The sequence below is a fragment of the Caballeronia sp. LZ032 genome, assembly GCF_031451315.1.
Classification (GTDB): Bacteria; Pseudomonadota; Gammaproteobacteria; order Burkholderiales; family Burkholderiaceae; genus Caballeronia.
Genome location: NZ_JARUXP010000002.1, coordinates 115,973 through 140,559 on the forward strand (window position 1 = coordinate 115,973; position 24,587 = coordinate 140,559).

General features: G+C 64.7%; 22 protein-coding genes. 14 read left to right on the forward strand and 8 right to left on the reverse strand.

Annotated elements, in window-relative coordinates; all coding sequences use genetic code 11:
- Nucleotides 1–148: aldehyde dehydrogenase family protein (locus QCE69_RS16115; RefSeq protein ID WP_309932807.1), on the forward strand; the 148-nt coding region annotated here is incomplete at its 5' end.
- Nucleotides 149–228: 80 nt separating this feature from the next.
- Here the strand turns inward: QCE69_RS16115 and hisD are convergent.
- The 3 genes from hisD to QCE69_RS16130 form a co-directional block, all read right to left on the reverse strand.
- Nucleotides 229–1,557, reverse strand: coding sequence for a histidinol dehydrogenase (gene hisD, locus QCE69_RS16120; RefSeq protein WP_309931821.1), 1,329 nt, complete (start codon nt 1,555–1,557; stop codon nt 229–231).
- 128 nt (nt 1,558–1,685) lie between these two features.
- Nucleotides 1,686–2,759 carry a LacI family DNA-binding transcriptional regulator gene (locus tag QCE69_RS16125; protein ID WP_309931823.1) on the reverse strand — a complete coding sequence of 358 codons (1,074 nt, stop codon included), beginning with the start codon at nt 2,757–2,759 and terminating at the stop codon, nt 1,686–1,688.
- 72 nt (nt 2,760–2,831) lie between these two features.
- Nucleotides 2,832–3,758, reverse strand: a complete 927-nt coding sequence (locus QCE69_RS16130; protein WP_309920253.1) for a LysR family transcriptional regulator — start codon at nt 3,756–3,758, stop codon at nt 2,832–2,834.
- A 140-nt stretch (nt 3,759–3,898) separates the two neighbouring features.
- Between QCE69_RS16130 and QCE69_RS16135 the strand changes: the two genes are divergently transcribed.
- The 11 genes from QCE69_RS16135 (at nt 3,899) to QCE69_RS16185 (ending at nt 17,504) form a co-directional block, all read left to right on the forward strand.
- Entirely contained in the window at nt 3,899–5,269 is a 1,371-nt protein-coding gene (locus QCE69_RS16135; RefSeq protein ID WP_309931825.1) for an acyclic terpene utilization AtuA family protein, read from the forward strand.
- A 1-nt stretch (nt 5,270) separates the two neighbouring features.
- On the forward strand, nt 5,271–5,600 hold the full coding sequence (locus QCE69_RS16140; RefSeq protein ID WP_309931826.1) for a DUF4387 domain-containing protein: 330 nt from the start codon (nt 5,271–5,273) through the stop codon (nt 5,598–5,600).
- On the forward strand, nt 5,597–6,142 hold the full coding sequence (locus QCE69_RS16145) for a flavin reductase family protein (RefSeq protein WP_309920259.1): 546 nt from the start codon (nt 5,597–5,599) through the stop codon (nt 6,140–6,142). The genes QCE69_RS16140 and QCE69_RS16145 overlap by 4 nt, the downstream gene beginning before the upstream one ends.
- A gap of 9 nt (nt 6,143–6,151) precedes the next feature.
- Nucleotides 6,152–7,216 carry an amidohydrolase family protein gene (locus QCE69_RS16150; protein WP_309931828.1) on the forward strand — a complete coding sequence of 355 codons (1,065 nt, stop codon included), beginning with the start codon at nt 6,152–6,154 and terminating at the stop codon, nt 7,214–7,216.
- Nucleotides 7,217–7,306: 90 nt separating this feature from the next.
- On the forward strand, nt 7,307–8,602 hold the full coding sequence (locus QCE69_RS16155; protein ID WP_309920265.1) for an MFS transporter: 1,296 nt from the start codon (nt 7,307–7,309) through the stop codon (nt 8,600–8,602).
- Nucleotides 8,603–8,632: 30 nt separating this feature from the next.
- On the forward strand, nt 8,633–10,024 hold the full coding sequence (locus tag QCE69_RS16160; RefSeq protein WP_309920267.1) for an LLM class flavin-dependent oxidoreductase: 1,392 nt from the start codon (nt 8,633–8,635) through the stop codon (nt 10,022–10,024).
- Between the two features lie 495 nt (nt 10,025–10,519).
- Nucleotides 10,520–10,780: a DUF6723 family protein gene (locus QCE69_RS16165; RefSeq protein ID WP_309922842.1), complete on the forward strand. Its 261-nt coding sequence runs from the start codon at nt 10,520–10,522 to the stop codon at nt 10,778–10,780.
- A gap of 172 nt (nt 10,781–10,952) precedes the next feature.
- Nucleotides 10,953–11,177, forward strand: coding sequence for a hypothetical protein (locus QCE69_RS16170; RefSeq protein WP_309920271.1), 225 nt, complete (start codon nt 10,953–10,955; stop codon nt 11,175–11,177).
- Nucleotides 11,178–11,376: 199 nt separating this feature from the next.
- Nucleotides 11,377–11,976: a recombinase family protein gene (locus QCE69_RS16175; RefSeq protein WP_309920274.1), complete on the forward strand. Its 600-nt coding sequence runs from the start codon at nt 11,377–11,379 to the stop codon at nt 11,974–11,976.
- 277 nt (nt 11,977–12,253) lie between these two features.
- The gene (locus QCE69_RS16180; RefSeq protein WP_309931830.1) at nt 12,254–16,405 is read left to right on the forward strand and encodes a CheR family methyltransferase; all 4,152 of its coding nucleotides are present in this window, start codon (nt 12,254–12,256) and stop codon (nt 16,403–16,405) included.
- A gap of 85 nt (nt 16,406–16,490) precedes the next feature.
- Nucleotides 16,491–17,504 (forward strand): chemotaxis protein CheB, encoded by a 1,014-nt coding sequence (locus QCE69_RS16185; protein ID WP_309931831.1) that lies wholly within the window; start codon nt 16,491–16,493, stop codon nt 17,502–17,504.
- Nucleotides 17,505–17,691: 187 nt separating this feature from the next.
- Here the strand turns inward: QCE69_RS16185 and QCE69_RS16190 are convergent, their stop codons facing one another.
- The 4 genes from QCE69_RS16190 to QCE69_RS16205 form a co-directional block, all read right to left on the reverse strand.
- Nucleotides 17,692–18,558, reverse strand: coding sequence for a glucose 1-dehydrogenase (locus QCE69_RS16190; protein WP_309931833.1), 867 nt, complete (start codon nt 18,556–18,558; stop codon nt 17,692–17,694).
- A 35-nt stretch (nt 18,559–18,593) separates the two neighbouring features.
- Complete coding sequence (locus tag QCE69_RS16195) at nt 18,594–19,730, reverse strand: glutathione-independent formaldehyde dehydrogenase (protein WP_309920288.1); 1,137 nt, start codon at nt 19,728–19,730, stop codon at nt 18,594–18,596.
- A gap of 184 nt (nt 19,731–19,914) precedes the next feature.
- Nucleotides 19,915–20,139 (reverse strand): hypothetical protein, encoded by a 225-nt coding sequence (locus QCE69_RS16200; protein WP_309931835.1) that lies wholly within the window; start codon nt 20,137–20,139, stop codon nt 19,915–19,917.
- Between the two features lie 101 nt (nt 20,140–20,240).
- A complete protein-coding gene (locus QCE69_RS16205; protein ID WP_309920294.1) occupies nt 20,241–20,498 on the reverse strand; it encodes a hypothetical protein in 258 nt (85 codons plus the stop codon).
- Between the two features lie 166 nt (nt 20,499–20,664).
- On the opposite strand from QCE69_RS16205, the gene QCE69_RS16210 reads away from it, so the two are divergent.
- Together QCE69_RS16210 and QCE69_RS16215 are read left to right on the forward strand one after the other, a co-directional pair.
- Nucleotides 20,665–20,940: a hypothetical protein gene (locus QCE69_RS16210; protein WP_309920297.1), complete on the forward strand. Its 276-nt coding sequence runs from the start codon at nt 20,665–20,667 to the stop codon at nt 20,938–20,940.
- A complete protein-coding gene (locus QCE69_RS16215) occupies nt 20,940–23,591 on the forward strand; it encodes an ATP-binding cassette domain-containing protein (protein WP_409021220.1) in 2,652 nt (883 codons plus the stop codon). The genes QCE69_RS16210 and QCE69_RS16215 overlap by 1 nt, the downstream gene beginning before the upstream one ends.
- On the opposite strand, the gene QCE69_RS16220 is transcribed toward QCE69_RS16215, so the two are convergent.
- Nucleotides 23,588–24,568 carry an SDR family oxidoreductase gene (locus tag QCE69_RS16220; RefSeq protein WP_309931839.1) on the reverse strand — a complete coding sequence of 327 codons (981 nt, stop codon included), beginning with the start codon at nt 24,566–24,568 and terminating at the stop codon, nt 23,588–23,590. The two genes, QCE69_RS16215 and QCE69_RS16220, sit on opposite strands and share 4 nt — an antisense overlap.
- Nucleotides 24,569–24,587 lie beyond the last annotated feature (19 nt).

Consider the following 24,587-nt stretch of genomic DNA (forward strand, 5'->3'; position numbering starts at 1 on the left):
ATACGGCATGGTGGGCATCAACACCGGACTGATCTCGAACGAAGTCGCACCGTTCGGCGGCGTCAAGCAATCCGGCCTCGGCCGCGAAGGCTCGCACTACGGCATCGATGACTACGTCGTCATCAAGTACCTGTGCATGGCGGTCTGAACCGCACGCGTACCAGCAAGCAGATGAAACCCGCACCGCACGCCACGCCCCACTCGAAGCGCGGCGTGCGGTTCATCGCATCAGAGCGCCGTCGCCGGGCTCTCTGCCACCGCGCTTGCGTAAGGCACATCACGCTTGCCATAACGACGCACACGCAGGTTCGCCTGCTCGCCATGACCCGCGAAGCCCTCGAGCGCGCACAAACGCGAGCAATACTCGCCAACCAGCGCCGATGCCTCGTCCGTCAACACCTTCTGATACGTGCAGGTCTTGATGAACTTGCCCACCCACAGGCCGCCCGTGTAACGCGCCGCCTTCTTCGTCGGCAGTGTGTGGTTCGTGCCGATCACCTTGTCGCCATACGACACATTCGTGCGCGGACCCAGGAACAGCGCGCCGAAGTTCGTCATGTTCTCGAGGAAGTAATCGACATCGTGTGTCATCACCTGAACGTGCTCGAACGCGAGATCATTGGCGATCTTCACCATCTCCTCATCCGACTCCGCCACGATCACTTCACCAAACTGCGCCCACGACTTACGGGCGATATCCGCCGTCGGCAGGATGCCCAGCAGGCGCTCCACTTCCGCCATCGTCTCCTTCGCAAGCTTCTCGGACGTCGTCAGCAGGATAGCCGGCGAATCCGGTCCATGTTCGGCCTGGCCGAGCAGATCAGTGGCGCACATCTCGCCATCCACGCTCTCATCGGCGATCACGAGCGTCTCGGTCGGACCCGCGAACAAGTCGATGCCCACGCGGCCGAACAACTGACGCTTCGCTTCCGCGACGAACGCATTGCCCGGGCCCACCAGCATGTCCACCGGCGCAATGCTCGCCGTGCCGATCGCCATCGCGCCCACCGCCTGGATGCCGCCCAGGCAATAGATCTCGTGCGCGCCGGCCATGTGCTGCGCCGCGACGATCGCCGGCGCCGGCTTGCCATGGAACGGCGGCGCGCACGTGATGATGCGCGGCACGCCGGCCACCTGCGCCGTGATCACCGACATGTGCGCCGATGCCAGCAGTGGATATTTTCCGCCCGGCACGTAACAGCCCGCCGCATTCACCGGAATGTTGCGATGCCCAAGGATCACGCCCGGCATCGTCTCGACTTCAATGTCCTTGATCGAGTCGCGCTGATGACGCGCGAAGTTGCGCACCTGCGTCTGCGCAAACTCGATGTCCTTGATGTCGCGCGCCGAAAGCTGCGAGAGACAGTCGTCAATCTCCTTCTGCGTCAGACGATAGTCCTCGCGATCCAGCTTGTCGAAACGGATCGACAGATCACGGATGGCCGCATCGCCCCGTTCCTCGATATCGGCGAGCGTCGCCTCCACCGTTTCACGCACTTCCTTCGCCGCCGACTTGATCACTTCCGCAGTCGCACCTTGCTTCAGCCACTTGGCCATGACATCTCCTGGTCTCTGTTCGTTGATGTGGGGAGCGCATACTCATTGCATACGTATGCAACACGAGCGAAGATTAGTCGCTTTTGGCGTGATCGGCAAGTTCCAGTGGGGAAAAGCGACGCTAAGGTTTACCCGGGCATGGCCCAGGTTTGCGTGCCGTCGTCGTTCGTCACGACGCCCCGGCGCGGCCTGCGCGCCGAGCCGCGCACGATCAGCCCGCCAGGAGCTTCGTCATGAAGCGCCGCATCGAGCGTGCCGTTCAGTTGCGCAAGCACCGCGGCGACGGCGCGCTGCACCATGTCGTCGAGCGGCTGACTGTAGGTCGTGAGATCGAACACGGGCCAGCGCGCCATGTCGATATCGTCGAAGCCGACGATCGACACCTCATCGCCCACCTTCAGCCCGAAGCGTGCGCGCGCCACGCTGATCGCGGCAAGCGCCATGTGGTCGTTGGCGCAGAAGATGGCGTCGGGCGGCTTCGTGGCGGACAGCAGCGAGATCACCGCTTCTTCCGCGCCCGCCGCCGTGTACTGGCCCACGCGCCGTTCAATGGCCTTCACGCCCTGCTCGCGCAAGTAATCGAAGAAGCCTTCCTCGCGATCGCGGCTCGTGGACGAGCTTTCAAGACCCGCGACATACGCATAGCCCTTGTGCTTGCCGGCGTGCAAAAACGCCGCGAGCGTGCGCGCGCCCGCGCGGTTCTGGCCCGTTACGCTGGACGCGGCCTGGCTGTCGGTCTTGCGGTTGAACATCACCACGGGCAGTCCGATGTTCATGCATTCGTCGGCGAAATGCGAGGACAGGCTGGTCGAGATCAGCACCAGCGCATCCACGCGATAGCGCAGCACTTCATCGAGCACGGGATCCGAGCCGCGCAAGGGGTCGCTCGTGAACATCAGCACGCCATAGCCCGCGCGCGCGAAGGCGGCCGTGAGCGCGTTGAGCGCGGCGTGATAAAACGGATTTTCATTGGCCGGCACCGTCACGCCAATGAGGTTCGCGCGGCCCGTGATCAGCGAACGCGCCACCAGGTTCGGCCGATAGCCCAGCTCGCGCGCCGCCGCGACGATGCGTTCACGCGTGGCCGGCGAGACGCTCGCGCCGGGCGTGAACGCACGCGACACCGCCGACTGCGAGACACCCGCCGCGCGGGCTACGTCATGCGCGGTGGCGGGTCGTCGTTCGGGCGTGGCATCGGACATCGGATCGGGTCTCGGGGTGTCAGGGAATTGGCGGCGCGACAGCAAGCGCGCCGACAGTATGCCCCAGCTCGTTCAGGCGATCGAGCGCCACACGCCCGCGCGCACCAGCGCATCGGTCTCCTGGCGCACGATGCGATACAGCGCCTTCATTGCGAGCGTGGCTTCCTTCTTCGGCGAGAACGCCACCGACAGCACGCCCGGCAGCGTCGGCTCGATGATCGGCCGGGCCTTCAGCGTGCCCCGCTCGATACGGCCGCGCACGGCCGCATACGGCGCGACCGAAAAGCCCAGGCCGGCCTCGACGAGTTCGAAGATCGCCATCATCGCGTCGATCTCGAAGGCGATGTTCAGCGTGAGGGAACGCGTGGTCGCGGCATCCTCGACGAGCGTGCGCAACCCATGCGGGCGCGCCGGCAGTATCCACGGCAGCTGCACGGCGTCGGCAAAGCGGATGGGCTCCATCGCCGGCTGGAGGATGCTCGCATCCGGCGGACCGACGAGCAGCAGGTCGTCGGACAGCAGCGGCTCGATGCTGATCGTGCTGTGCGGCCCGATGTTGTACAGCACGCCGATATCCAGCTGGCCGCTCAGCAGCCATTCGAGCATGTAGCCGGACAAGCCCTCGCGCATGCGCAGGCGCACCTCGGGGAACTCGGCGCGGAAGCGCTTGACGAGCGGCACCAGCAGGAAGTCGCCGAGCATCGGCGGGATGCCCATCGTGACCGTGCCGCCCGGCACCGAACGCAGGGCCTGCATGTGGTTCACGGCCTCGTCGCTGCGTTCGAGGATGTCGTTCGCGCGCGCAAGGAACTTCTGCCCGGCCTCCGTGAGCGACATGCCATGGCCGTGCCGATACAGCAGCGGCGGCCCCAGTTCCTGTTCGAGCATCTGGATATGGCGCGTCAGCATCGACTGGCTGATGCCGAGAATCGCGGCCGCGCGCGAGACGCTGCCTTCGCGCGCCACCACCATGAAATACCTCAGCTGCTTCAACTCCACGTGCGGGTCTCCTCGTTCTCCTCTGTTGCCGGGCATTGTCGCCTGAAGCGGGCCGATATGCATAACAGGTATGCGAGCAGCCGCCGTTCCATCTGATTACGCTTGATTCCATCCAGAAGCACAACGGAGACACTCACACAATGGAAGAACTCAGGTTGCTCAGCAGTACGGCCATCCTCGGCTATGGCTTCGCGCAGAGCGCGTTCGAAGCAGGGCTTGCGCGCAATCCGCATCTCATCGGCGCGGACGGCGGCAGTTCGGACCCGGGGCCGTACTACCTCGCCTCGGGCGAGTCCTTCACCTCGCGCATGGCGACCAAGCGCGACATGCGCATCATGCTGGCCGCCGCCGTCCCGCGCGGCATTCCGGTGATCGTCAGCACCTGCGGCGGCGCCGGCGGCGATCCGCATCTCCAGATGATGGTCGATATCGTCAAGGAAATCGCCGCGGAAGAAAGTCTGTCATTCAAGCTCGCGGTGATCAATTCGGAATTGCCCAAGGACGTGCTGCTCGAACACGTCAACGCCGGCAAGACACGGCCGCTCTACGGCCTGCCCGAACTGACGCCGGAACTCGTCGAACAGGCCGTGCGCGTGGTCGGCGCGATGGGACCGGAGCCGTACATCACCGCTCTCGACGCCGGCGCGCAAGTGATTCTCTCGGGCCGCAGCACGGACCCGGCGCCGTGGGCCGCCATGGCCATCCGCGCGGGTTTCTCGCCGGCGCTCGGCTGGTACGCAGGCAAGATGCTGGAATGCGGCGCCGAACCCGCGTTGCCGAAGCGCGAAGGCTGTCTGCTCGCGACCATCCGCGAGGATCACGTCGAACTCGAACCGATGCACCCCGAGCAGGCCTGCACGCCGCGTTCGGTGGCGTACTTCGCGCTGCACGAGAACAGCAGCCCGATTCATCACCACGAGCCGGGCGGCATGCTCGACACCTCCGAATGTTCGTTCGAGGCCGTCACGGAACGCGCGGTGCGCGTGTCCGGCATGCGCTGGAAGCCCGCGAAGTACACGGTGAAGCTCGAAGGCGTCGAGGCGCGCGGGCATCGCGTCATCTCGCTGTGCGCCACGCGCGATCCGGTGCTGCAAGCGCAGATGGACCGCTATCTGGCCCGCTCGCGCGAGATTGTCGATGAGAAGGCGACCGCGTTCGGCGCGCCCTCCGACACCTACACGCTCAACTTCCGCGTCTACGGCCAGAACGGCGTGATGGGCGAGCGCGAACCGCTGCCGCAGGCCGAACGCCATGCGCACGAAACGGCGATCGTCGCGGAAGTGGTCGCGCAGGACCGCGATACCGCGAAGGCCGTGCTGGCGATTGCGCGCACCACGATCCTGCACTCGGAATTCCCGGGCCGGCTCTGCAAGGAAGGCAACATGGCGATCCCGTTCTCGCCGTCCGACCTCGATCTCGGTCAGGTCTACCGCTTTTCCGTGTGCCATCTGCTCGAGCCGGAGAACGCGCTGTCGCTGTTCCCGATCCGCTACGAAACCATCGGAGCCTGACATGCCAGCCATCAAGGATTTTGCGAGCGTGTGCCGCAGCAAAAATGCAGGACCGTTCATGGTCACGCTCGACATTGTGTTCGAAACCGACGCGATCTTCGACCGCGTCGCCGCCACCGGCGTGCTCACGCCGCAACTTTTCGCGCGCCTGTATGGCGTGAAGCCGGAGCAGGTGCAGTTCACGCCGTATCGCGCAGCACGCGCGTTCAAGGCGACGCTGCCGCGCCTGATCTCGTCGGGCGATATCGGCGATACCGACGTGTACGGCTCGCAGCAGCACGCGCCGATGCTCGATATCGACATCCCCATCAAGCTGGAGAACACGCAATGAGCGAAGCCGATCTCCAGACGCGGCCCGCCGCGTCGCCTGTTATCGAAGAAACCTTGCAGGACGGCTTTCGCCAGGCGATGCGCCGGCTCGCGGGCGGCGTGGCGCTGGTGTCGACGGTGCATGAAGGCGTGCGCCACGGCATGACCGTCACCGCCGTCACTTCGCTGACGATGGACCCGCCCGCGCTGGTCGTCTCGGTGAACCGGCACGCATCGGCGTTCGATGCCCTCCTGCGCAGCGGCACCTTCTGCGTGAACCTGCTGACGCAGCAGCATGCGGACCTCGCGGTGGCCTTCTCGCGCAAGCCGGACGGCGACGCCCGCTTCGCCAACGGCGCATGGCGCATGAATGACCACAATCTTCCGTCGCTCGACGGCAGCATTGCGTCGATCACCTGCCGCGTGCACGACACCGTGGAGTACGGCACACACGCCATCCTGATCGGCGCGGTCGAGCATCTGGAGATCGAATCGCAGCAGCCGATGGCGCCGCTCATCTATCTGAGCGGGCAATTCGGCGGCTTCTGGCCGCTGACGGCCTGAGGAGCGCGCATGTTCGACGCGAAATACGAACACGCCAACTTCCCGCGCGTGCGGCCCGAATGGCTCGCGCAGGTCGCCGAGCCGGCCGTGGAGCCGGAACTGCCGATCATCGATCCGCATCATCATCTGTGGGATGTCGAGAGCGCGTTCTATCACGCGCCGGAACTCGTCGCGGATGTGAACGCGGGGCATCGCGTGCTGGCCACGGTGTTCGTCGAGTGCAAGGCGCATTTCGACGACGACGCGCCCGCCGGTTTCGAGCCGGTCGGCGAGACGCGCTTCGCGGTGGCGCAGGCACAGGCCGCCGCGCAATTGCAGCAAGGTCATGCGGGGCTCGTGAAGGGCATCGTCGCGTATGGCGATCCTTTCGTCGCGAATCCGCAAGGCGTGCTCGAAGCGCATCTCGAAGACGGCCAGGGCCGCATGCGCGGCGTGCGGGTCCGCGCTGCATGGCATGCCGATCCGGCCTTCGCCGCGCCTCATGGCGGCGCCGATGAACGCCTGATCGCCTCGCCCGAGCTGGACCGCTATTGCGCGATCCTCGCGGAGATGGGCCTCGTGCTCGATCTGTGGGTCTATCACACGCAACTGGACCAGGCCGCGGAACTCGCGCGCCGTCATCCGCGCCTTGCCATCGTGCTGAATCATTGCGGCGGTCCGCTGGGCATCGGTCCTTATGCCGATCAGCGCGCCGCGGTGCGCGAGGAATGGAGCCGCTCGCTCGGACGCGTGGCGGCGAACGATAACGTCGCCGTGAAGATCGGCGGGCTGGCGATGCCGCGCACCGGCTTGTCTTTCGCCGATGCCGCGAAGCCCGCAAGCTGTGTCGAGCTGGTCGAACGCTGGACGCCTTATGTGCGCACCTGCATCGAACTGTTCGGCGCGGACCGCGCGATGTTCGAGAGCAACTTCCCGGTCGACAAGGGCAGCTGCAACTACGTCTCCGTGTGGAACGCGTTCAAGCTGCTGAGCGCGGGCTATCCGGACGCGGCGCGCCGCAAGCTGCTCGCGGGCACGGCGAACCGCGTGTACGGGCTGCGGGTCGAGGCACTCATGGCGGAGGGCATCGCGTAATCACAACGAGTCAGGCGCATCACCCATCCGCAAAAGGCACGAGACCGTCCGGCGCACGCCAGTGTGCGCACGGATTTCCGGAGGAGACATATGAAAAATCGCCGCATCTTTATCTACATCTTTCTGTTTTCGCTCACGAGCATCAACTACATCGACCGCGTGGCGTTGTCGGTGGCCGCGCAGCCCATCGCGCACGAGTTCGGCATCAGCCCGATCCAGATGGGCTTCCTCCTGTCCTCGTTCATCTGGACATACTTCGCGAGCCTGATCCTGTGGGGCCTCGCACTCGACCGCTGGGGCACGCGCTACGTCAACGCCATCGGCATGGCGGTGTTCTCGGTGGCCACCGTCGCGACCGGCTTCGCGTGGAGCTATGCGTCGATCCTCGTTACGCGTCTCGTGATGGGCGCCGGCGAAGCATCGTCGTATCCGGCGGGCGGCAAGGTGATCCGCGAATGGATGCCGGCACGCGAACGCGGCATCGCGGCGGCCGTGCTCAACAGCGGCTCGTATGCGGGCCCGGCCATCGGCGCATTGGTGGTCGCCTTCGCGGTGCAGTTGTTCGGCTGGCGCACGGGCTTCATCCTGGTCGGCAGCTCGGGCGCAATCTGGCTCGTCTGCTGGCTCAAGTGGTTCCGCAAGCCGGAGCTCGCCACCTTCCTCAGCGAGGAAGAGCGCGCGCACATCCTGCGCGAGCGCAACGGCGGCATGCCCGACACGCCTACCGGCCCGACGCTCTCCATCCCCGACCTGCTCAAGTCCGTGAGCGTCTGGGGCCTGCTCATCACGCAAGGCTTCGGCTCCTATGCGCAGTTCCTGTTTCTCACCTGGCTGCCGAGCTACCTGCAGACCGAGCGTCATCTCGACATCGTCAAGAGCGGCTATTTCACGGCGCTGCCGTATGCGCTCTCGGTGCTGCTCGCGCTCGGCATCGGCAAGCTGAGCGACCGCCTGCTGCCTGTCGATGCCATCAACAAGGGCGGACGCCGCACCATGGTGGCGGCCTCGATGCTGCTGACGTCCGTCGTGCTCGTCACGCCGTTCGTCGATGACGTGTGGATGATGGTCGCCGTCTTCACGCTCTCGCTGACCGGCGCGCAAGCCGCGCTGGCGATGAACATCGCACTGATCGGCGACCTGCTGCCTTCGTCGGCGGAAGTGGGGCGCGGCACGGGCCTGCTGATCACCGGCGGCGCATCGTTCGCGATGATCGCGCCGATCGCCACGGGCTATGTCGTCGCCATCACGCACAGCTACAACAACGCGTTCTATATCGCGGGGGCGCTCGCCCTGGCCGGCGCGCTCGTCAGCCTCTTCATGACGCGCAAGCCGATTCGCCACCACGACAGCGTGGCGGAAATCAGCGAAGTCTCGGCCCGCGCCTGAACCACTTTCACGATTCACGAGGAACCTGACATGACCCAGAAGCAAATGACCCTGATCGGCTTTCTGCAGGCGCAGAACTGCTCGACCTATCCCGGTTCGTGGCGCCACAGCGCGGCGATGCAGGACTTCACGACGCCCGAGTACTACCAGCGCATCGCGCGCACGCTGGAGGAAGGCAAGTTCCACCTCGCCTTCTTCGACGACCGCCTCGCGATGCCCGACATCTACGGCAACGATCACGCGCAGACCGTCGAGCACGGCGTGCGCGCCGTGAAGATGGACCTGGTCTCGATCCTCACCGCGATGGGCATGGCGACCTCGAAGCTCGGCCTCGGCGCGACCTACTCGACGACCTACTACGAGCCGTTCCACATCGCGCGCACGTTCGGCACGCTCGACCTGATGACCAAGGGCCGCGCCGCGTGGAACGTGGTGACGTCGCTGAACGATTCGGAAGCGGCGAACTTCGGGCAGGACGCGCATCTCGAACACGACCTGCGCTATGACCGCGCCGACGAGTTCGTCGAAACGGTGATGGGCCACTGGGATACGTGGGAAAGCGATGCGCTGATTCTCGACAAGGAAAGCGGCCGCTTTGCGGATCCGTCGAAGGTGCATCGTCTCGATCACCAGGGCAAGTTCTTCAAGTCGCGGGGCCCGTTCACGGTGCCGCGTTCGCAACAGGGCCATCCGGTGCTGATCCAGGCGGGACAGAGCGGCCGTGGCCGCGCGTTCGCGTCGCGCTGGGCGGACCTGATCTTCGTCGTCTATCCGAAGCTCGAAGTGGCGAAGAAACAGTACGCGGAGATGAAGCAGGCGCTCGCCGATGCAGGCCGCAACCCCGACGACGTGAAGATCTCGACGGCGTGCTACACGATCGTCGCGGAGTCCGACGAGATCGCGCAGAAGGAACGCGAATACATCGACGCCCTCGCCAAGCCGATCGACTCGCTCGCGCTGCTGTGCGAAGTGCTCAACACGGACTTTTCGAAGCGCGGCTACGACGATCCGTTCAGCGACGCCGAAATGGCCGCGATTTCCGGCTGGACCGGGTTCCGCGATCGCGTGGTGACGCTTTCGGGCAAAAAGAATCCGTCGGTGCGGGATTTCGTGGACTTTTCGAAGCGCGCGCGCATCGACGAGTTCCCGGTGTTCTGCGGCACACCGAAGACGGTCGCGGACCAGATGGAGCAATGGTTCACGGAAGGCGCCGTGGATGGCTTCGTGATCGCGCCGACGCACGTGCCCGGCGCGTATGAGGACTTCGTGCGCATGGTGGTGCCGGAGCTGCAGCGTCGCGGCCTGTTCCGCAAGGACTACACGGGCGGCACGCTGCGCGAAAACCTCGGCTTGCCGATCCCGCAGTCGGGCGACTGGCGCAAGACGGCGTATCCGCAGGAAAAGAAGATCAAGCTTGCTTGATTGAGGCGGCCCACAACGGGCCTATTTATCTGCTTAAGTCGGGCGCGGCGGCAGGTTCGGTCATCGGACCGCCGTTGCGTTCGTGTCTGAAGTGCGCGGACAGGTGATACGCGGCGCCATGCACCGAAGGTCATGCCCTCGCGCGCTACCGCTTCAAACGGACTCTTGCCCTCCGGCCAGCGCACCGCGGTACCTTCCACCGGCATCCTTTCGATGCCCGTGCCCCGGTTGCACGGGCAGTCCCCATTCGCCGCCGTGCTTCGCAAGAAATGCGTGGCCCCGGCAGGCCGTGGTGCACATCGTAACGAGCGCTACGCTCAGGCGCCTCCTGCCTGTGAATCCGCTGCGGTTCGCAATCCGTATGCCCTTCCGGCGCCACTAAAGCATGGCTTAAGGACGCCACGCGTGCACTCTCGTTGAATCACAATCGAGACGTCGATATCCCTCAGCGGTGAGCCAGTGACTCAATCGAGCGGCAAGCGCCCCAAGCTGGTCCTGTTCCCGGCACGTCATGTCGAACCCAGGCCGGGGACCAGTGCGGACGACTTCCAGATCTATGCCTCCTATCGGGGCAGCACGGCGAGCGGCTTCTTCGGCACGTTGAAGGTGGTCAGGAAGACGGATGGCCGGTTGTTGTTTCCGTTCGACGGCGTTGACACCATTGGCCCGTTCGCCACGAAATCCGACGCAGTGGCCGCCGCTCTCGCGCGTGGCGACGCCGTCGTGAATGCGGATCTCGCACGCCCTGAACTCTAGCCCGGGCACGATATGCCGGAAAGGACCTGATCTGGACAGATATGGCCGCTGGTTTTCCCGGATCGCAAACGTTTTCGGTAGAGAGAAAATCGGCGCATGGCCCTTGGCATCCGAGTTGCCGGTCAGAGAAGGGCGAAAAAAGACAAAGCGACATGAGAGAGCGGAGGGCCGTATGAAGCAGACCCGGTTTGAATATCGTGGCTTTGTCGTCATCCCCATGGCAGCCTTCGACGGCGGCCTATACGCGGCGATGGCCATCGTTTGCGATGATCGCGGCCAGCAACGCGCCAGCGGCGTGCTGGGCCATTTCGACTCCGCAGAAGAAGCGAGCGCCTTCGCGCTGTCCGCAGGAAAGGACGAAATAGACCACCGTCTGTGGCATCCCGCCGCAGCCTGAGTGAGCGCACCGGCTCATTCCAAAGTTTGCGCAAACGCGTACGGATTGGTCGCATTTTGTACGTTGAACGCGCCTTTCGTACTGCCATACTGCACCTATCGGCCGCTGTGATTTGAACCGCGCGCCATCATCCGACCGGAGAGAACGTCAGGCCATGGCACTTGTTGTTTATGTATTTGAGGAAAGCAGAGGTGTCCCGATGCACGAGCGCGACCTCTTCGAGATCGACGCGGCAGGTTATTTTGTCGACATGAGCGCGGTGTTCGTGGAGTGCTGCAGCTGCACGGCGCCCATGTCCTCGCGGCCCGCCTTCCAGCGCGCGATGCGCCGGCTGCAGGCGGGCGATACGCTCGTAACCACCCAGCTCCTCAGCCTCGGCAACAGCGTCTCCGACGTCCTCGCGACCATCGAACAGCTCGGGCGGCGCGGCATCGTCACGGTGTGTCTCGCCTATGGCAAGCAAGATCTCTGTGCCGCCGAAGGACAGCCTTTCATCGACGCACTCCGGCTCGCCGAGGACCTGGAGCGCGTGACCCGCCGCAGCCGAGCCCGCGAAGCGGCGAATGCGGCGAAGGAACGCGGCGTCGCGCAGGGACGTCCCAGTTCGCTTACCCCGGCGCAGCAGCAGCAGGCCATCGACTCCCTGGGCGCGGGCCGTACCGTGACGGAAATTGCCCGCGCGCTCAACACCTCGCGCCAGACCATCATGCGTCTGCGCAACGCCCATCGGCAGGCGCCGGATGCCGCGCAGCAAGAGGACGCCGTGCCTCAGCCACTCGCTGTCAATGACGCCAAATAGGGAACTGGCTGCCCTGGCCTGGTTCAGGCCTCTCTGAAGCGCCTTCCCGTTCGCAAGAGCGGCGCACTCACCGGCATGTGCACATTGCACAGCCTGAAAAGGGATGTTACGTACACTACAATCCGGTCGCAGCGAGAGCCGCAGCGCGACGCCAGCACGGCCCGTGCGCGCGGAGGACCCCACGCACATCCATCGGGCAGCATGAACCAGACGACACCATACGAACGAGCATGGGCAACCCATCAGTACACAAGATTCGGGCGGAGGGCCTGAGCACATGACGAGCAGCGGTTCCCAGGCGCCGGCTTCCACGGATATCGAGCCCTTGCAGTTTGCCGTCGTCGGCATGGGCGCATCCGCGGGTGGCATCGAGGCGCTGCTCAACTTCTTCGACAACGCGCCCGCCGAGATGGACATGGCGTTTGTCGTGATCGTGCATCTGCCGGCGGACCACATGAGTTTCGCCGACGAGGTGCTGCAGCGCGTGACGGACATGCCGGTCAGGCAGGTGACGGGGCCGACCACCATCGAGAAGAACCACATCTACATCAACGCGCCCGGGCGGCACGTTGAAATGACCGGCACCTCGCTGCAATCCGTGGACCGTGCCGGCAAGGAAACCTCGCCCACGACCATCGATCACTTCTTCGCCACGCTGGCGTCCGAGCATGGCACGCGTTCGGTGGGCATCGTGCTGTCGGGCGCGGGATCGGACGGCGCCGCAGGCCTCTCGCGCATCAAGGAGAGCGGCGGCATGACCGTCGCGCAGAAGCCGGAAGACGCGCATTTCGCCGAGATGCCGCAGCATGCCATCTCCACCCGCCAGGTCGACTTCATCCTGCCCGCGGCCGAAATGCCGGAAAAACTGCTCGACCTCTGGACCAACGCGAAGAAGATTCATCTTCCCTCCGTGGAGGGCGGCGAGCTGGCCGAGAAGGAGATTTCGCCGGTAGTCGTCGGCGCCGAGCGCGCGCTCTCCGACGTGCTCATGCAGCTGCGCGTGCGCACCGGTCACGACTTCCGTCATTACAAGCGCGCCACCATCCTGCGGCGCATCGAGCGGCGCATGCAGGTGAACGGTCTGCGCGACATCGGCGAATACCGCGAGCATCTGCGCGCCCACCCGGACGAAACCACGGCACTGCTGGCGGACATGCTGATCGGCGTGACCCAGTTTTTCCGCGACCGCGATGCCTTCGACGCGCTGCGGCGCGATGTCATGCCGCATCTGCTGGACGTTAACAAGAGCGAGGCGCAGATCCGCGTCTGGGTGCCGGGCTGCTCGACGGGCGAGGAAGCCTATTCGCTCGCCATCATGCTGGCGCAGGCGCGCGAGATCGCGGGCTTCGAGGCGACCTACCAGATCTTCGCAACCGACATCGACGAGCCCGCCATCGCGCAGGCGCGCTCCGGTTCGTATCTGGGCTCCATTGCGAGCGACGTGCCCAACGATCTCCTGCGCCGCTACTTCAAGCAGGAAGGCGGACGCTATCAGATCGTGAAGTCGGTGCGCGAACGCATTCTGTTCGCCGCGCACAGCCTGCTGCGCGATCCGCCGTTCTCGCACCTCGACCTGATCTCGTGCCGCAATGTCCTGATCTATCTCGATCGCGCGGTGCAGCGCCAGGTGCTCGAACTGTTTCACTTCGCGCTGCGTGCGGGCGGTTATCTGTTCCTTGGCACCGCCGAATCCGCCGATACCGCCGACGACCTCTTCACCATCGTCGACAAGAAAAGCCGCATCTACCGCGCGCGCACGGTGCTCAACCGGGTGAAGCCGCCGGTTGCGTTCCCGTCGCTCGGGCTCAGCAACGTCATGCCACGCGAGGATCTCGCGGCCGTGGCAACGCAATCGAGCCTGAGCAGCGGACCGGAAACCCCCGAGCGCCGCAGCTTTTCCTTCGCCGCGCTGCACCAGCGGGTGCTCGAGGAATACGCGCCGCCGAGCGTGGTCGTGGATCGCGATTCGAACATCGTGCATCTCTCCACGACGGCCGGACGCTTCCTGCGGCACGGCGGCGGCGAGCTGTCCTCGAACATCATGGCGCTCGTGCTGCCCGAACTGCGGCTCGATCTGCGCACGACGCTGTTTCGCGCGCACCAGACCGGCGGCAGTGTCGAGGCGCGGCGCGTCAAGCTGTTGCAGGAAGGGCGCACCGTGTGGGTCAACATGACCGTTCGACCGTTCCATGACACGGGCGTGAACGCAGACTTTTTCCTCGTGCTGTTCGACGAAGTGCAGGAGCATATGGCGGACGGAGGCTTGCCCGAAGGGCGCGGCCAGGATCCGCTGCTGATGCAGCTGGAGCGCGAACTTCAGCACACGCGCGAACAGCTTGCGACGACCATCGAGCAACACGAGACGACGGTCGAGGAACTGAAGGCCTCGAACGAGGAATTGCAGGCGATCAACGAGGAGTTGCGCTCCGCGACCGAGGAACTCGAAAGCAGCAAGGAAGAGCTTCAATCGGTGAACGAGGAGTTGACCACGGTCAATGCGGAACTGCAGGCGCGCGTGGAAGACACGGCGAAGGCCAACGACGACTTGCAGAACATCATTGCCTCGACCGAGATCGCCACCGTCTTCGTCGACAAGCAGATCCGCGTGAAACGCTTCACCACGAGCGCGACGCGCGTGTTCAAGCTGATCGACGTGGACGTTGGCCGCTCGCTGTTCGACATCACGCATTCGCTGCGCTACTCGTCCCTCGCCGACGACGTCAAGCAGGCCTTCGAAACCCTCAAGCTGATCGAGCGCGAAGTGGAAAGCTCGGACGGCAAGTGGTATCTGATGCGCCTGCTGCCGTACCGCACGGCGGACGACCGCATCGACGGCGCGGTGCTGACCCTGATCGACATCACGGCGCGGCATCTGGCCGAGGAATCGGCGCGCATCGGCGAGCAGCGCCTGCGGCTGGTCGCGCAGTCCACCAACGACTACGCGATCATCCTGCAGGATCCGAACGGCGTGATCGTCACATGGAACGCGGGGGCCGAGCGCATCTTCGGCTTCACGGAGCGGGAAGTGGTCGGCAAGAACATCGCGCTGATCTACGATCCGATCGACCGCAAGGCGCACATTCCGGCGCGCGAACGCGAGGTGTCCGCACGCGAAGGCCGCGCCGACGACGACCGCTGGCACATCACGCGCGACGAACGCCGGGTGTACTGCAGCGGCGTGGTGACGCCGATCTCGGACCCGTCGTTCACGGGCTTCGCGAAGATCGTGCGCGACCTGACCGAACGCAAGCTGCGCGAGGACGCGAACCGCGAGGCGCTCGCGCACGAACACGCCGAGCGCAAGAAGGAAACGCTCTCGAACCAGCTGAAGGACGACTTCATCGCGGTGCTGTCGCATGAGCTGAAGCATCCGCTCAACCTGATCGGCATGAAGGCGGAGATCCTGCCGCGCCTGCCCGAAACGCGCGGTATCGAAGTGGTGCGCGAAGCAGCGGATTCCATCAAGCGCGCGGTGCGTGGCCAGGCGCAGATCATCGACGATCTGCTGGACCTGTCGCGGGTGCGCACCGGCAAGCTGGCGCTGTCCATCGCGCCGCTGGATGTCGCTGCTGTGCTGGCGCGTATCGCCGAGGCCACGGAGAGCGAAACGGCGCAGCGCGGCATCCGCCTGAACCTGAGCACGCCGGGCGAGCCGGTCTATGCCTTCGCCGACGCTGTGCGCAGCGAACAGATCTTCTGGAACGTGGTGTCGAACGCGCTGAAGTTCACTGATAGCGGCGGTTCCATCGACATTCGCGTCGCGCGTGAAAGCGACATGGTGCGTGTGGACGTCGTTGATACGGGACAGGGCATCGATCCGTCGGCTTTGGCGGATATCTTCGAGATGTACCGGCAAGGCGGACGCAATCCCACGTCGAGCGGCCTGGGTATCGGACTGTCGCTCGCGAAGCAGCTCGTCGAGATGCATGGCGGGCGCATCGAGGCCCATTCGGACGGCGTGGGACATGGCGCCACGCTGTCGGTGTGGCTGCCGGGCGCGGCGCATCAGGACGCGTCGCCGGAAGAGCAGGAAGACCGTGTTCGGCCGGTGGCGGGCGCGCGCCTTTTGCTGGTCGATAACGACATCGAGGCGACCGCTTCGTTCGCGACGTTGCTCGAACTGGAGCAGGCGAGCGTGCAGACCGTCACGAGCGCCGAGCAGGCGCTGGAACAGCTTCGGGTGGGCGAGGTGGACGTGCTGATCTCGGACGTCCAGCTGCCGGGCATCGACGGCTACGAGCTCATCAGGAGGGTTCGTACCGATCCTGCGCTGGTCGGCCTCAAGGCCATCGCGGTGACCGCGTTCGGACGGGACGAGGACCGGCGCGCCGCGCGTGCGGCGGGCTTCGACGCGCACCTGAGCAAGCCGGTCGATCTTGCAGACCTGCTGCACATGCTGGACACGCTGCTGGCCGCAGGGGGTTCATAACGCATGCCTTGTTTCGGCCTGTTTCGGAATATGAAGGCCGCGTCCCGGTCCGCGAATTGCTGCTTCCCTTAAGCAAGGAGGCGATATGGCGGAACGGGATATTGTAGTGATCGGTGCGTCGCGAGGCGGCTTCCAGGGGCTCAAGGTGCTCATCAGCCAACTGCCCGCTGACCTGCCTGCGGCGCTGTTCGTCGTGCTGCATATCGGACGTCATGCCAGCGTGCTGCCCGAACTGATGACTTCATGGGGACGCCTGCCGGCGCGTTATGCCGGCCACGGCGAAACCATTGAGCGCGGCACGGTTTGCATTGCGCCGCCGGACCGGCATCTCGTGTTGTCGCAAGGTCGCATGTGGCTCAATGACGGCGCCAAGGAAAATTTTGCGCGGCCTGCCGTCGATCCGCTGTTCCGCAGCGCCGCGATGGAATACGGTGCGCGCGTGATCGGCGTGGTGATGAGCGGCGATCTCGACGACGGCGCCGTGGGACTCGCCAACATTCGCGCGCAACGCGGTTTCGCTATCGTGCAGGATCCTGACGATTGCGAGGCGACCGGGATGCCGCGGGCCGCGCTCGAATCCTGCGGCGCGGACAGGCTGTGCACGGAGGAGGAATTGGCGGAATGCATCCGGCAGGCCGTGAAAGGTGGACCGTCAGGCGAAGCCCCGGCAATCGCGCAGGCCAACAAACCGATGTATGAGAAAGAGGCGCTGATCGCAGCCAGCGGTCTAGCGGATCTCGACGCCCTCGATGAAGTCGGTGAACGCTCCGCGCTCACCTGTCCGGACTGTGGCGGGGCATTGTGGCGCGTTCGCGGCGATCGCCCGTTGCGCTACCGTTGCCATACGGGGCATGCGTTCACGGGCATGTCACTGGCCGAGGGCATTGAATCGCGCTCGGAGGAAGCCATCTGGTCGGCGATTCGAGCGGTTCACGAGCGCGTGATCTTCGCCAGGGAACGCCAGCAATGGGCTGAGCGCGCAGGCGACGGGGATCAGATCGCGATCGAACAGGCGCGCATCGATGAAGCGGAACGGCTGGCGGAACTGTTGCGTGCGGCAATGCATACAAAGCCCTCTTCGTCTGAATCGCCCGAGTGAGGTTCAGCGTGTGTGATGCGCCATGCATCGAATGGCAGGTGCGCGACGCCTGAACGCACCGCGCCGCGTCGCCTGCGTTTCACGATATTGCGTGCCGCGATTCGTTCGCTCGCTCCTTCAAGTCGTAGGCCCCGCGCCAGTGCGCGGAGCGTGTCACATCTTTTTAAAGGCAATCGCAGTGCCGCTGTCAGATGATCGGCTTGCCGCCCGTCACCGCGATGGTCGCACCCGAGATATAGCTTGCATCGTCCTCAGCGAGCATGACGTAAGCAGCGGCGAGTTCAGCGGGCTGGCCCGGGCGCTTCATCGGCGTCTGCTTGCCGAAGTTCTCGACGCTCGATGGCGGCATGGTCGAAGGAATCAGCGGTGTCCAGATCGGCCCCGGCGCCACGCAGTTGGCGCGGATGCCGCGTTCAGCCAGCAATTGCGCGAGGCCGCCCGTGAAGTTCTGGATCGCGCCCTTGGTGCTCGCGTAGGCGATCAGCCCGGGATTGGGCGAATCGGCGTTGATCGACGTGGTGTTGACGATGGCGCTGCCCGGCTTCATGTGCGCGAGCGCCGCCTTCGTGATGCGGAACATCGCGCCGATGTTGGTCGAATAGGTCTTGTCCCATTCGTCGTCGGTGATGTCTTCCAGCTTGTCGTAGGTAGCCTGATAGGCCGCGTTGTTCACCAGCACGTCGATCCGGCCGAACGTCTCCGCCGTCTTCGCAACGAGTTGTTTGCAATGCTCGCGGTCCGTGATGTCGCCGGGCAGCAGCAGCGCGCGCCGGCCTGCATCCTTGACGAGGCGCGCGGTTTCCTCGGCGTCCGCATGTTCGTTCAGATACGCAATGGCCACATCCGCGCCTTCACGCGCATACGCGATCGCCACCGCGCGGCCGATGCCGCTGTCCGCGCCCGTGATCAGCGCGATCTTCCCCGCGAGCCGGCCGCTGCCCCTGTAGCTGGATTCGCCGTGATCCGGTTGCGGGTTCATCGGAGCGGTGTGTCCGGGACGGCTTTCCTGCTGCTGCTGAGGCATCGGCGGACGGGGATAGTCTTTGTCGGTCATGTCGGTTTCCTTGATGGGTCGAGTGTTCGAGAGCTTCAGGCGGCGGTCTTCAGAACGACCTTGGTCCAGCCGTCACGGCGTTCGTCGAAGTTGCGATAGCCTTCGGGCGCCTGTTCGAGCGGCAGTTCATGCGAAATGATCTGCGACGGCTTCAGCTTGTCTGCTTCGATCAGATCGCGCAGTTTGCGGTTGTAGGCCTTGACGTTGGCCTGGCCCGTCGCCATGCGCTGACCCTTCATCCAGAACGAACCGAAGTCGAACGCGAGCTGACCCTTCTTCATCAACGCGTCGGGCGAACCCGGGTCTTCCGCGACGAACACGCCCACCACGCCGATGCTGCCCGTCGCGCGCACCGACTTCACGAGGTTGTTCATCGTGAGATTGGGCACTTCATGACCTTGACAGGTGCACTGATAACCGACGCACTCGCAACCGCGATCGGCCCCTTCGCCGCCCGTGAGTTCGAGCACGCGGTCCACGCCGCCGCCGTCGCTGTCGTCGATCGGAATGGCGCCGAGACGCTCCGCGAGTTTCAGGCGGTCCGGGTGCGAATCGACCACCATGACTTTCGAGGCGCCCTTGAGATTCGCCGACATCGCGGCCATCAGCCCCACTGGACCGGCGCCGTAAATGACGACGCTGTCGCCTGCTTCGACGCCCGCGAGCACGGTGGCGTGATAGCCGGTCGGGAGGATGTCGGAGAGCATGACGTAGTCGTTCTCCTTCTCCACGGCATCGGGCGGCAGCAGCAGGCAATTGAAGTCCGCGAACGGCACGCGCAGGTATTCGGCCTGACCGCCGCTATACGGGCCCATGCCGGCGAAGCCATAAGCCGCGCCGGCCATGCCGGGATTGGCCGTGAGACAGAAACCGGTTAGGCCCTTCTCGCAGTTCTTGCAGAAGCCGCAGCCGATGTTGAACGGCAGGCACACCCGGTCGCCCACCTTCACGCGCGTGACGCCCGGACCGGCTTCGACGATCACGCCCAGATTTTCATGACCGAGAATGCGGCCGGTCTCCATATTGGTCCGGCCTTCGTACATATGCAGATCGGAACCGCAGATGTTGGTGGTGGTGATCTTGACGATCACGTCGTTCGGCTGTTCGATGCGTGCGTCAGGCATGTCCTTGACGACGACCTGTCGCGGTCCTTCGTAAACGAGGGCTTTCATTCAGAGCTCCAGTGCTGGGGTTCGAGAGTGCGGTCCGCTTGCGCGGCCATGAGGTCGACGCAGCATTGGATGTACCCGCGCGTTGCAGTGCGGCGGAGCCGGACAAAGAGAGTTGAATGCGCGGCGTTGATGGCGACGACGCGCGAGAGACGCTTTACGCGAAAGGACGATGGATCCGGGCTGCTCAGTTTTCCCGCTCGCGAAGCTCTTCCACGACCGTCAGGCGAAGCCGTGTCAACGCACTGGAACTGGAGATGAGATTGTTCAGAAGCTTCTCGGAGTCCTCGGCATTGCCGCCGCCTTGTTTTATCCAGTCGATCCGCTGCCGCTGCGCTTCGATGCGCACTTCGCAATCGACAATGAACTGGTTGAGCCTGTTGAGTTCGTTCAGTACGCGCGTGCGGGCCATGGCGGACCTCGATCAGATGAAATCGCTGCTCGGGACGCTCACAAGAAGACGTCCGGTCGCCAATGTTACAACGCGTCGTGCGCAGTCCGCGCGGGATCTCTTCAGACTCTGCTGGCCAGCCGCAGGGATGATTCGAGCACATCGCCGCTCGACTTGACGAAGTCGCGTGCCCAGTCGGCAATGGCGCCTTCGGCCTGGCGTCGGGACGGCTTGAAGATATGGCTGGGAAACGTAACGGTTGTCACGACCGCATGGAGTTTGTAGTCGCTGCGACGCGAGAACCGCGCGGCGCCGGTCCAGCCGTCGCCGGGAATGGACTCCGGGAAGATTTCGAGGAAGTACGCGCCTAGGGAATACATGATTGTCTCCGTGACATGCGCATACCCCGGTACAGCATTTCTTGCTCCTGCTTATCTGCCGATTGACCCGGTATTTGCGGACCGCCGTATTTGCGGACATCGGGCGCCATGGCTGGCGCACGCGTTGCTGACGAATACGCGTTCGCCAGCAACCACGGAGGGGCCTATGAAGCGCTTTCTGCAATCCGCAATCATTGCTGCACTGACGGGCGCGTGCATCAGCGCCGCCTCGGCCCAGCAAAACGGCGCACCGCCCGGCAACAAAGCGCCCAGCGACGATGGCGCCGGCAAGTCCGCAGGCATTGCGGGCGGCGCGGGTGCGGCGGGACAATCCGGCACCGATCCCGCCACGCTCAAGCGAACCGAAGAGCAACGCGTGAAGAAGCAGCACGGTGGTGCATCCGGTCCAGGAACGGCCAATCGCAAGGACTGGAAGGAGTGATCCCGGCTACAGAGGACCGGGATCGCACGCGCGTTCGCCGACGCATCGTCAGCGATCTGTGGCGCGCGGTCTGGGCATGGCGTTATCAGACGGCGGCAGCGCTGGTGCTGATGATCGCCGCGCGACTTGCCGTGGTGTCCGTGCCGCTGCTGCTCAAGCGGGTCATCGACGAGTTCAGTCACCCGGCATCGACCGTCATCTTTCCGGTCTTCCTGATCCTGGCTTATGTGCTGCTGCGCTATCTCGGCGATGTGCTCAATGAAGCACGCGATGTCGTCTTCAGCATCGTCACGCAGCGCACCGTCGCGTCGTTCACGGAGCGAACGTTCGCGCATCTGCATGCGCTCGGCGCGCGCTTCCACGCCAGGCGCGAAACCGGCGCCGTAGTGCGCGATGTCCAGAAAGGCGCGGATGGCGTGGGCTTCCTGCTCGGCACGTCGCTGTTCACCATCGTGCCGGTGCTGATCGAGATCGGTACCGTCGTGGCGGTGATGGTCAGCAGCTACTCGCTGGAGTTCATGGCCATCATCGGCGTGACCTTCGTGCTGTACTCGGTGTGGACGCTCATCTTTACTCGCTATCGCATGCGCTTCCAGCGCGCCGTCAACGCGCTGGAAGCGCAGTCGGACAGCCGCCTCGTCGACAGCCTGCTCAACTACGAAACCGTCAAGTTCTTCGCCAGCGAAGACACGGAGCGCGGGCGTCTGTCGGGCGTGCTCGAACAATGGGTTCACGCGCGTGTCGCGAACCAGCGCGCGCTGACGCTGCTGCACGTAGGGCAAAGCACGATCATCGCCGCGGGCATTGCCGCCGTGATGCTGCGCGCGGCGCAGCATGTGGTCGCGGGAACGATGAGCGTCGGCGATCTCGTGCTGGTCAATGCCTACATCGTGCAAGTGTGCAATCCGCTCAACACGCTGGGCTTCGTGTTTCGCGAGACCAACGACGCCATCGTGAACGTCGAGCGCATGTTCAACATCCTGCTGTCGCGCGGGCGCGTGCGCGAGGACATCGACGAGACCGGTGCGAAGCCGCTCGTCGTGACGGCGGGCGAGATCGAGTTCGAGCATGTCGAGTTCGGCTACGATCCAGCGCGGCAGATCCTGCGCGATGTCGACTTCCGCGCGCATCCGGGCAAGAAGCTCGCGGTGGTGGGCGGCAGCGGCTCGGGCAAGTCGACGCTCGTGAAGCTGTTGTTCCGTCTCTACGAACCGACGTCGGGCGCCATTCGCATCGACGGTCAGGACATCGCGCAAGTGACGCAGAACAGCCTGCGCGCGACCATTGGCATCGTGCCGCAGGACACCGTGCTCTTCAACGATACGATTGCCTACAACATCGGCTATGGACGGCCTGACGCCACGCGCGCCGAGATCGTGCAGGCGGCGCGCGCCGCGCAGCTGGACGGCTTCATCGAGCGCCTGCCGGATCACTACGACACGCGCGTAGGCGAACGCGGCGTGCGGCTCTCGGGCGGCGAGCGGCAGCGTATCGCCATAGCGCGGGCCATCCTGAAGAATCCGCGCGTCATCGTGTTCGACGAAGCCACGTCCGCACTCGACACGCGTTCCGAGCGCGCCATCCAGAACGAACTGGACCGGCTGGCGGAGGGACGCACGTCCATTGTGATCGCGCATCGTCTGTCCACCGTCGTGGATTCGGACTGGATCCTCGTGATGGAGCATGGACGCATCGTCGAGCAGGGACAGCATGACGACCTGCTCACGCTCGATGGCGTGTATGCCCGCATGTGGTCGCTGCAATGGCAACAGGGCGAACTCGAACATGCGCAGCGCAAGATATCGGCGGAAGCGGTCGGGCTCGATACGCTGGTGAGCGGCGTGATCGATGCGCTCCATGAAGAGATTGCGGCGCGTGGCGTGAATCTCTACACGGTGATGACTGAACCAGGCTTGCGCGTGTCGGGCGACGCGGGCGTGTTGCAGCAGATCGTCGCGGAGCTGTGCCGCGTGCAGATCGGCACGGCGACACGTGGCGAACGCGTCGAGTTGCGCGTGTTCCGCGAGGGCAATCATGCGTCGCTGGTGGTGATGGGACAGCGCGCCGCGCCGGTGGAACTGTCGCGGCAACAGATGCGCCGGCTGGAGAAGGCGCTGACGGAGATTGGCGGGGGCTTCGCGGCGCGCACCATCGACAGGCAGGTGGCCTATGTCGCGACGATGCCGCTGCGCCCCGTGCTCGACGATGCCCACATCAATGCCGGTACCGCCGAGGATGCGTTCACGGGCATCACGGTCATGGTGCTGGACGATCAGGAAGAAGCCCGCGATGCACTCGAAGCCGTGCTCGAGACCGTCGGCGCGCAGGTGGTGTCATGTGCGTCCGGCGACGAAGCGCTGGCGCGGCTGCGCGCTCTGCCGACGGCGCAATGGCCTGGCGTCCTGCTGTGCGATATCGTGCTGGGCGGCGATCAGGACGGCTATGACGTATTGCGGCTGATACGCGAGGAAGAGGCAAGCCGCGGCGCGTCGCTGGCCGAGCGCATGCCGGCTATCGCGCTGACGGGCTTTGCCCAGGCCGAGGCGCGCGCGCGGGCGCAGGCGGCGGGCTTCCAGGCCCGCCTGACCAAGCCTGTGCCCGCGCCGAAGCTGATTGCCACCATCGAGGGCGTCACCGCACGCAGCGTTTAAGCGGCATGCGCGGCGCGTGCATCGGCGGCTTCGATGATGCCGCGGAAATGCTGCGCGGTGCGCCGCAAGCCTTCGTCGAGGTGCGTGGACGGCGCCCAGCCGAGCAAGTCGCGCGCAAGCGAGATGTCCGGCTGGCGATGCCACGGATCGTCGAGCGGCAGGGGCTTGAAGATGATCTCGGACGACGACCCCGTCAACTCGATGATGCGCCGCGCGATGTCGAGCATCGACAGTTCATGCGGATTGCCGAGGTTCACCGGGCCGGTGACGTCGTCGGACGTGTTCATCAGGCGAATGAAGGCGTCGACCATGTCGTCGACATAACAGAACGAGCGCGTCTGCGAGCCTTCTCCATAGACGGTGATCGGCTGGCCGCACAGCGCCTGCATCATGAAGTTGGAAATCACGCGGCCATCGGCGGGATGCATGCGCGGACCATAGGTATTGAAGATGCGCGCGATCCTGATCGAGAGTCCATGCTGGCGCCGGTAGTCCATGAACAGCGTTTCGGCGCAGCGCTTGCCTTCGTCGTAGCAGGAGCGCGGGCCGATGGGATTCACGTTGCCCCAATACGCTTCCTGCTGCGGATGAACGTGGGCATCGCCATACACTTCGCTCGTCGATGCCTGGAAGATCTTCGCGTGGACGCGCTTCGCCAGGCCGAGCATGTTGATGGCGCCATGCACGCTGGTCTTGGTCGTCTGCACCGGATCATGCTGATAGTGAATGGGCGACGCGGGACACGCGAGGTTATAGATCTCGTCCACTTCCACATACAGCGGAAACGTAACGTCGTGGCGCATCAGTTCGAAGTTCGCGCTGTCCAGCAGATGCGCAATGTTGTCCTTCGTGCCGGTGTAGAAGTTGTCCACGCACAGCACGTCGTGACCTTGCGCAAGCAGCCGCTCGCACAGGTGGGAGCCGAGAAAGCCCGCACCGCCCGTCACCAGAATCCGCTTTCTATAGGCTTCTTTCATGTCGCCATTCCTTTGAAGA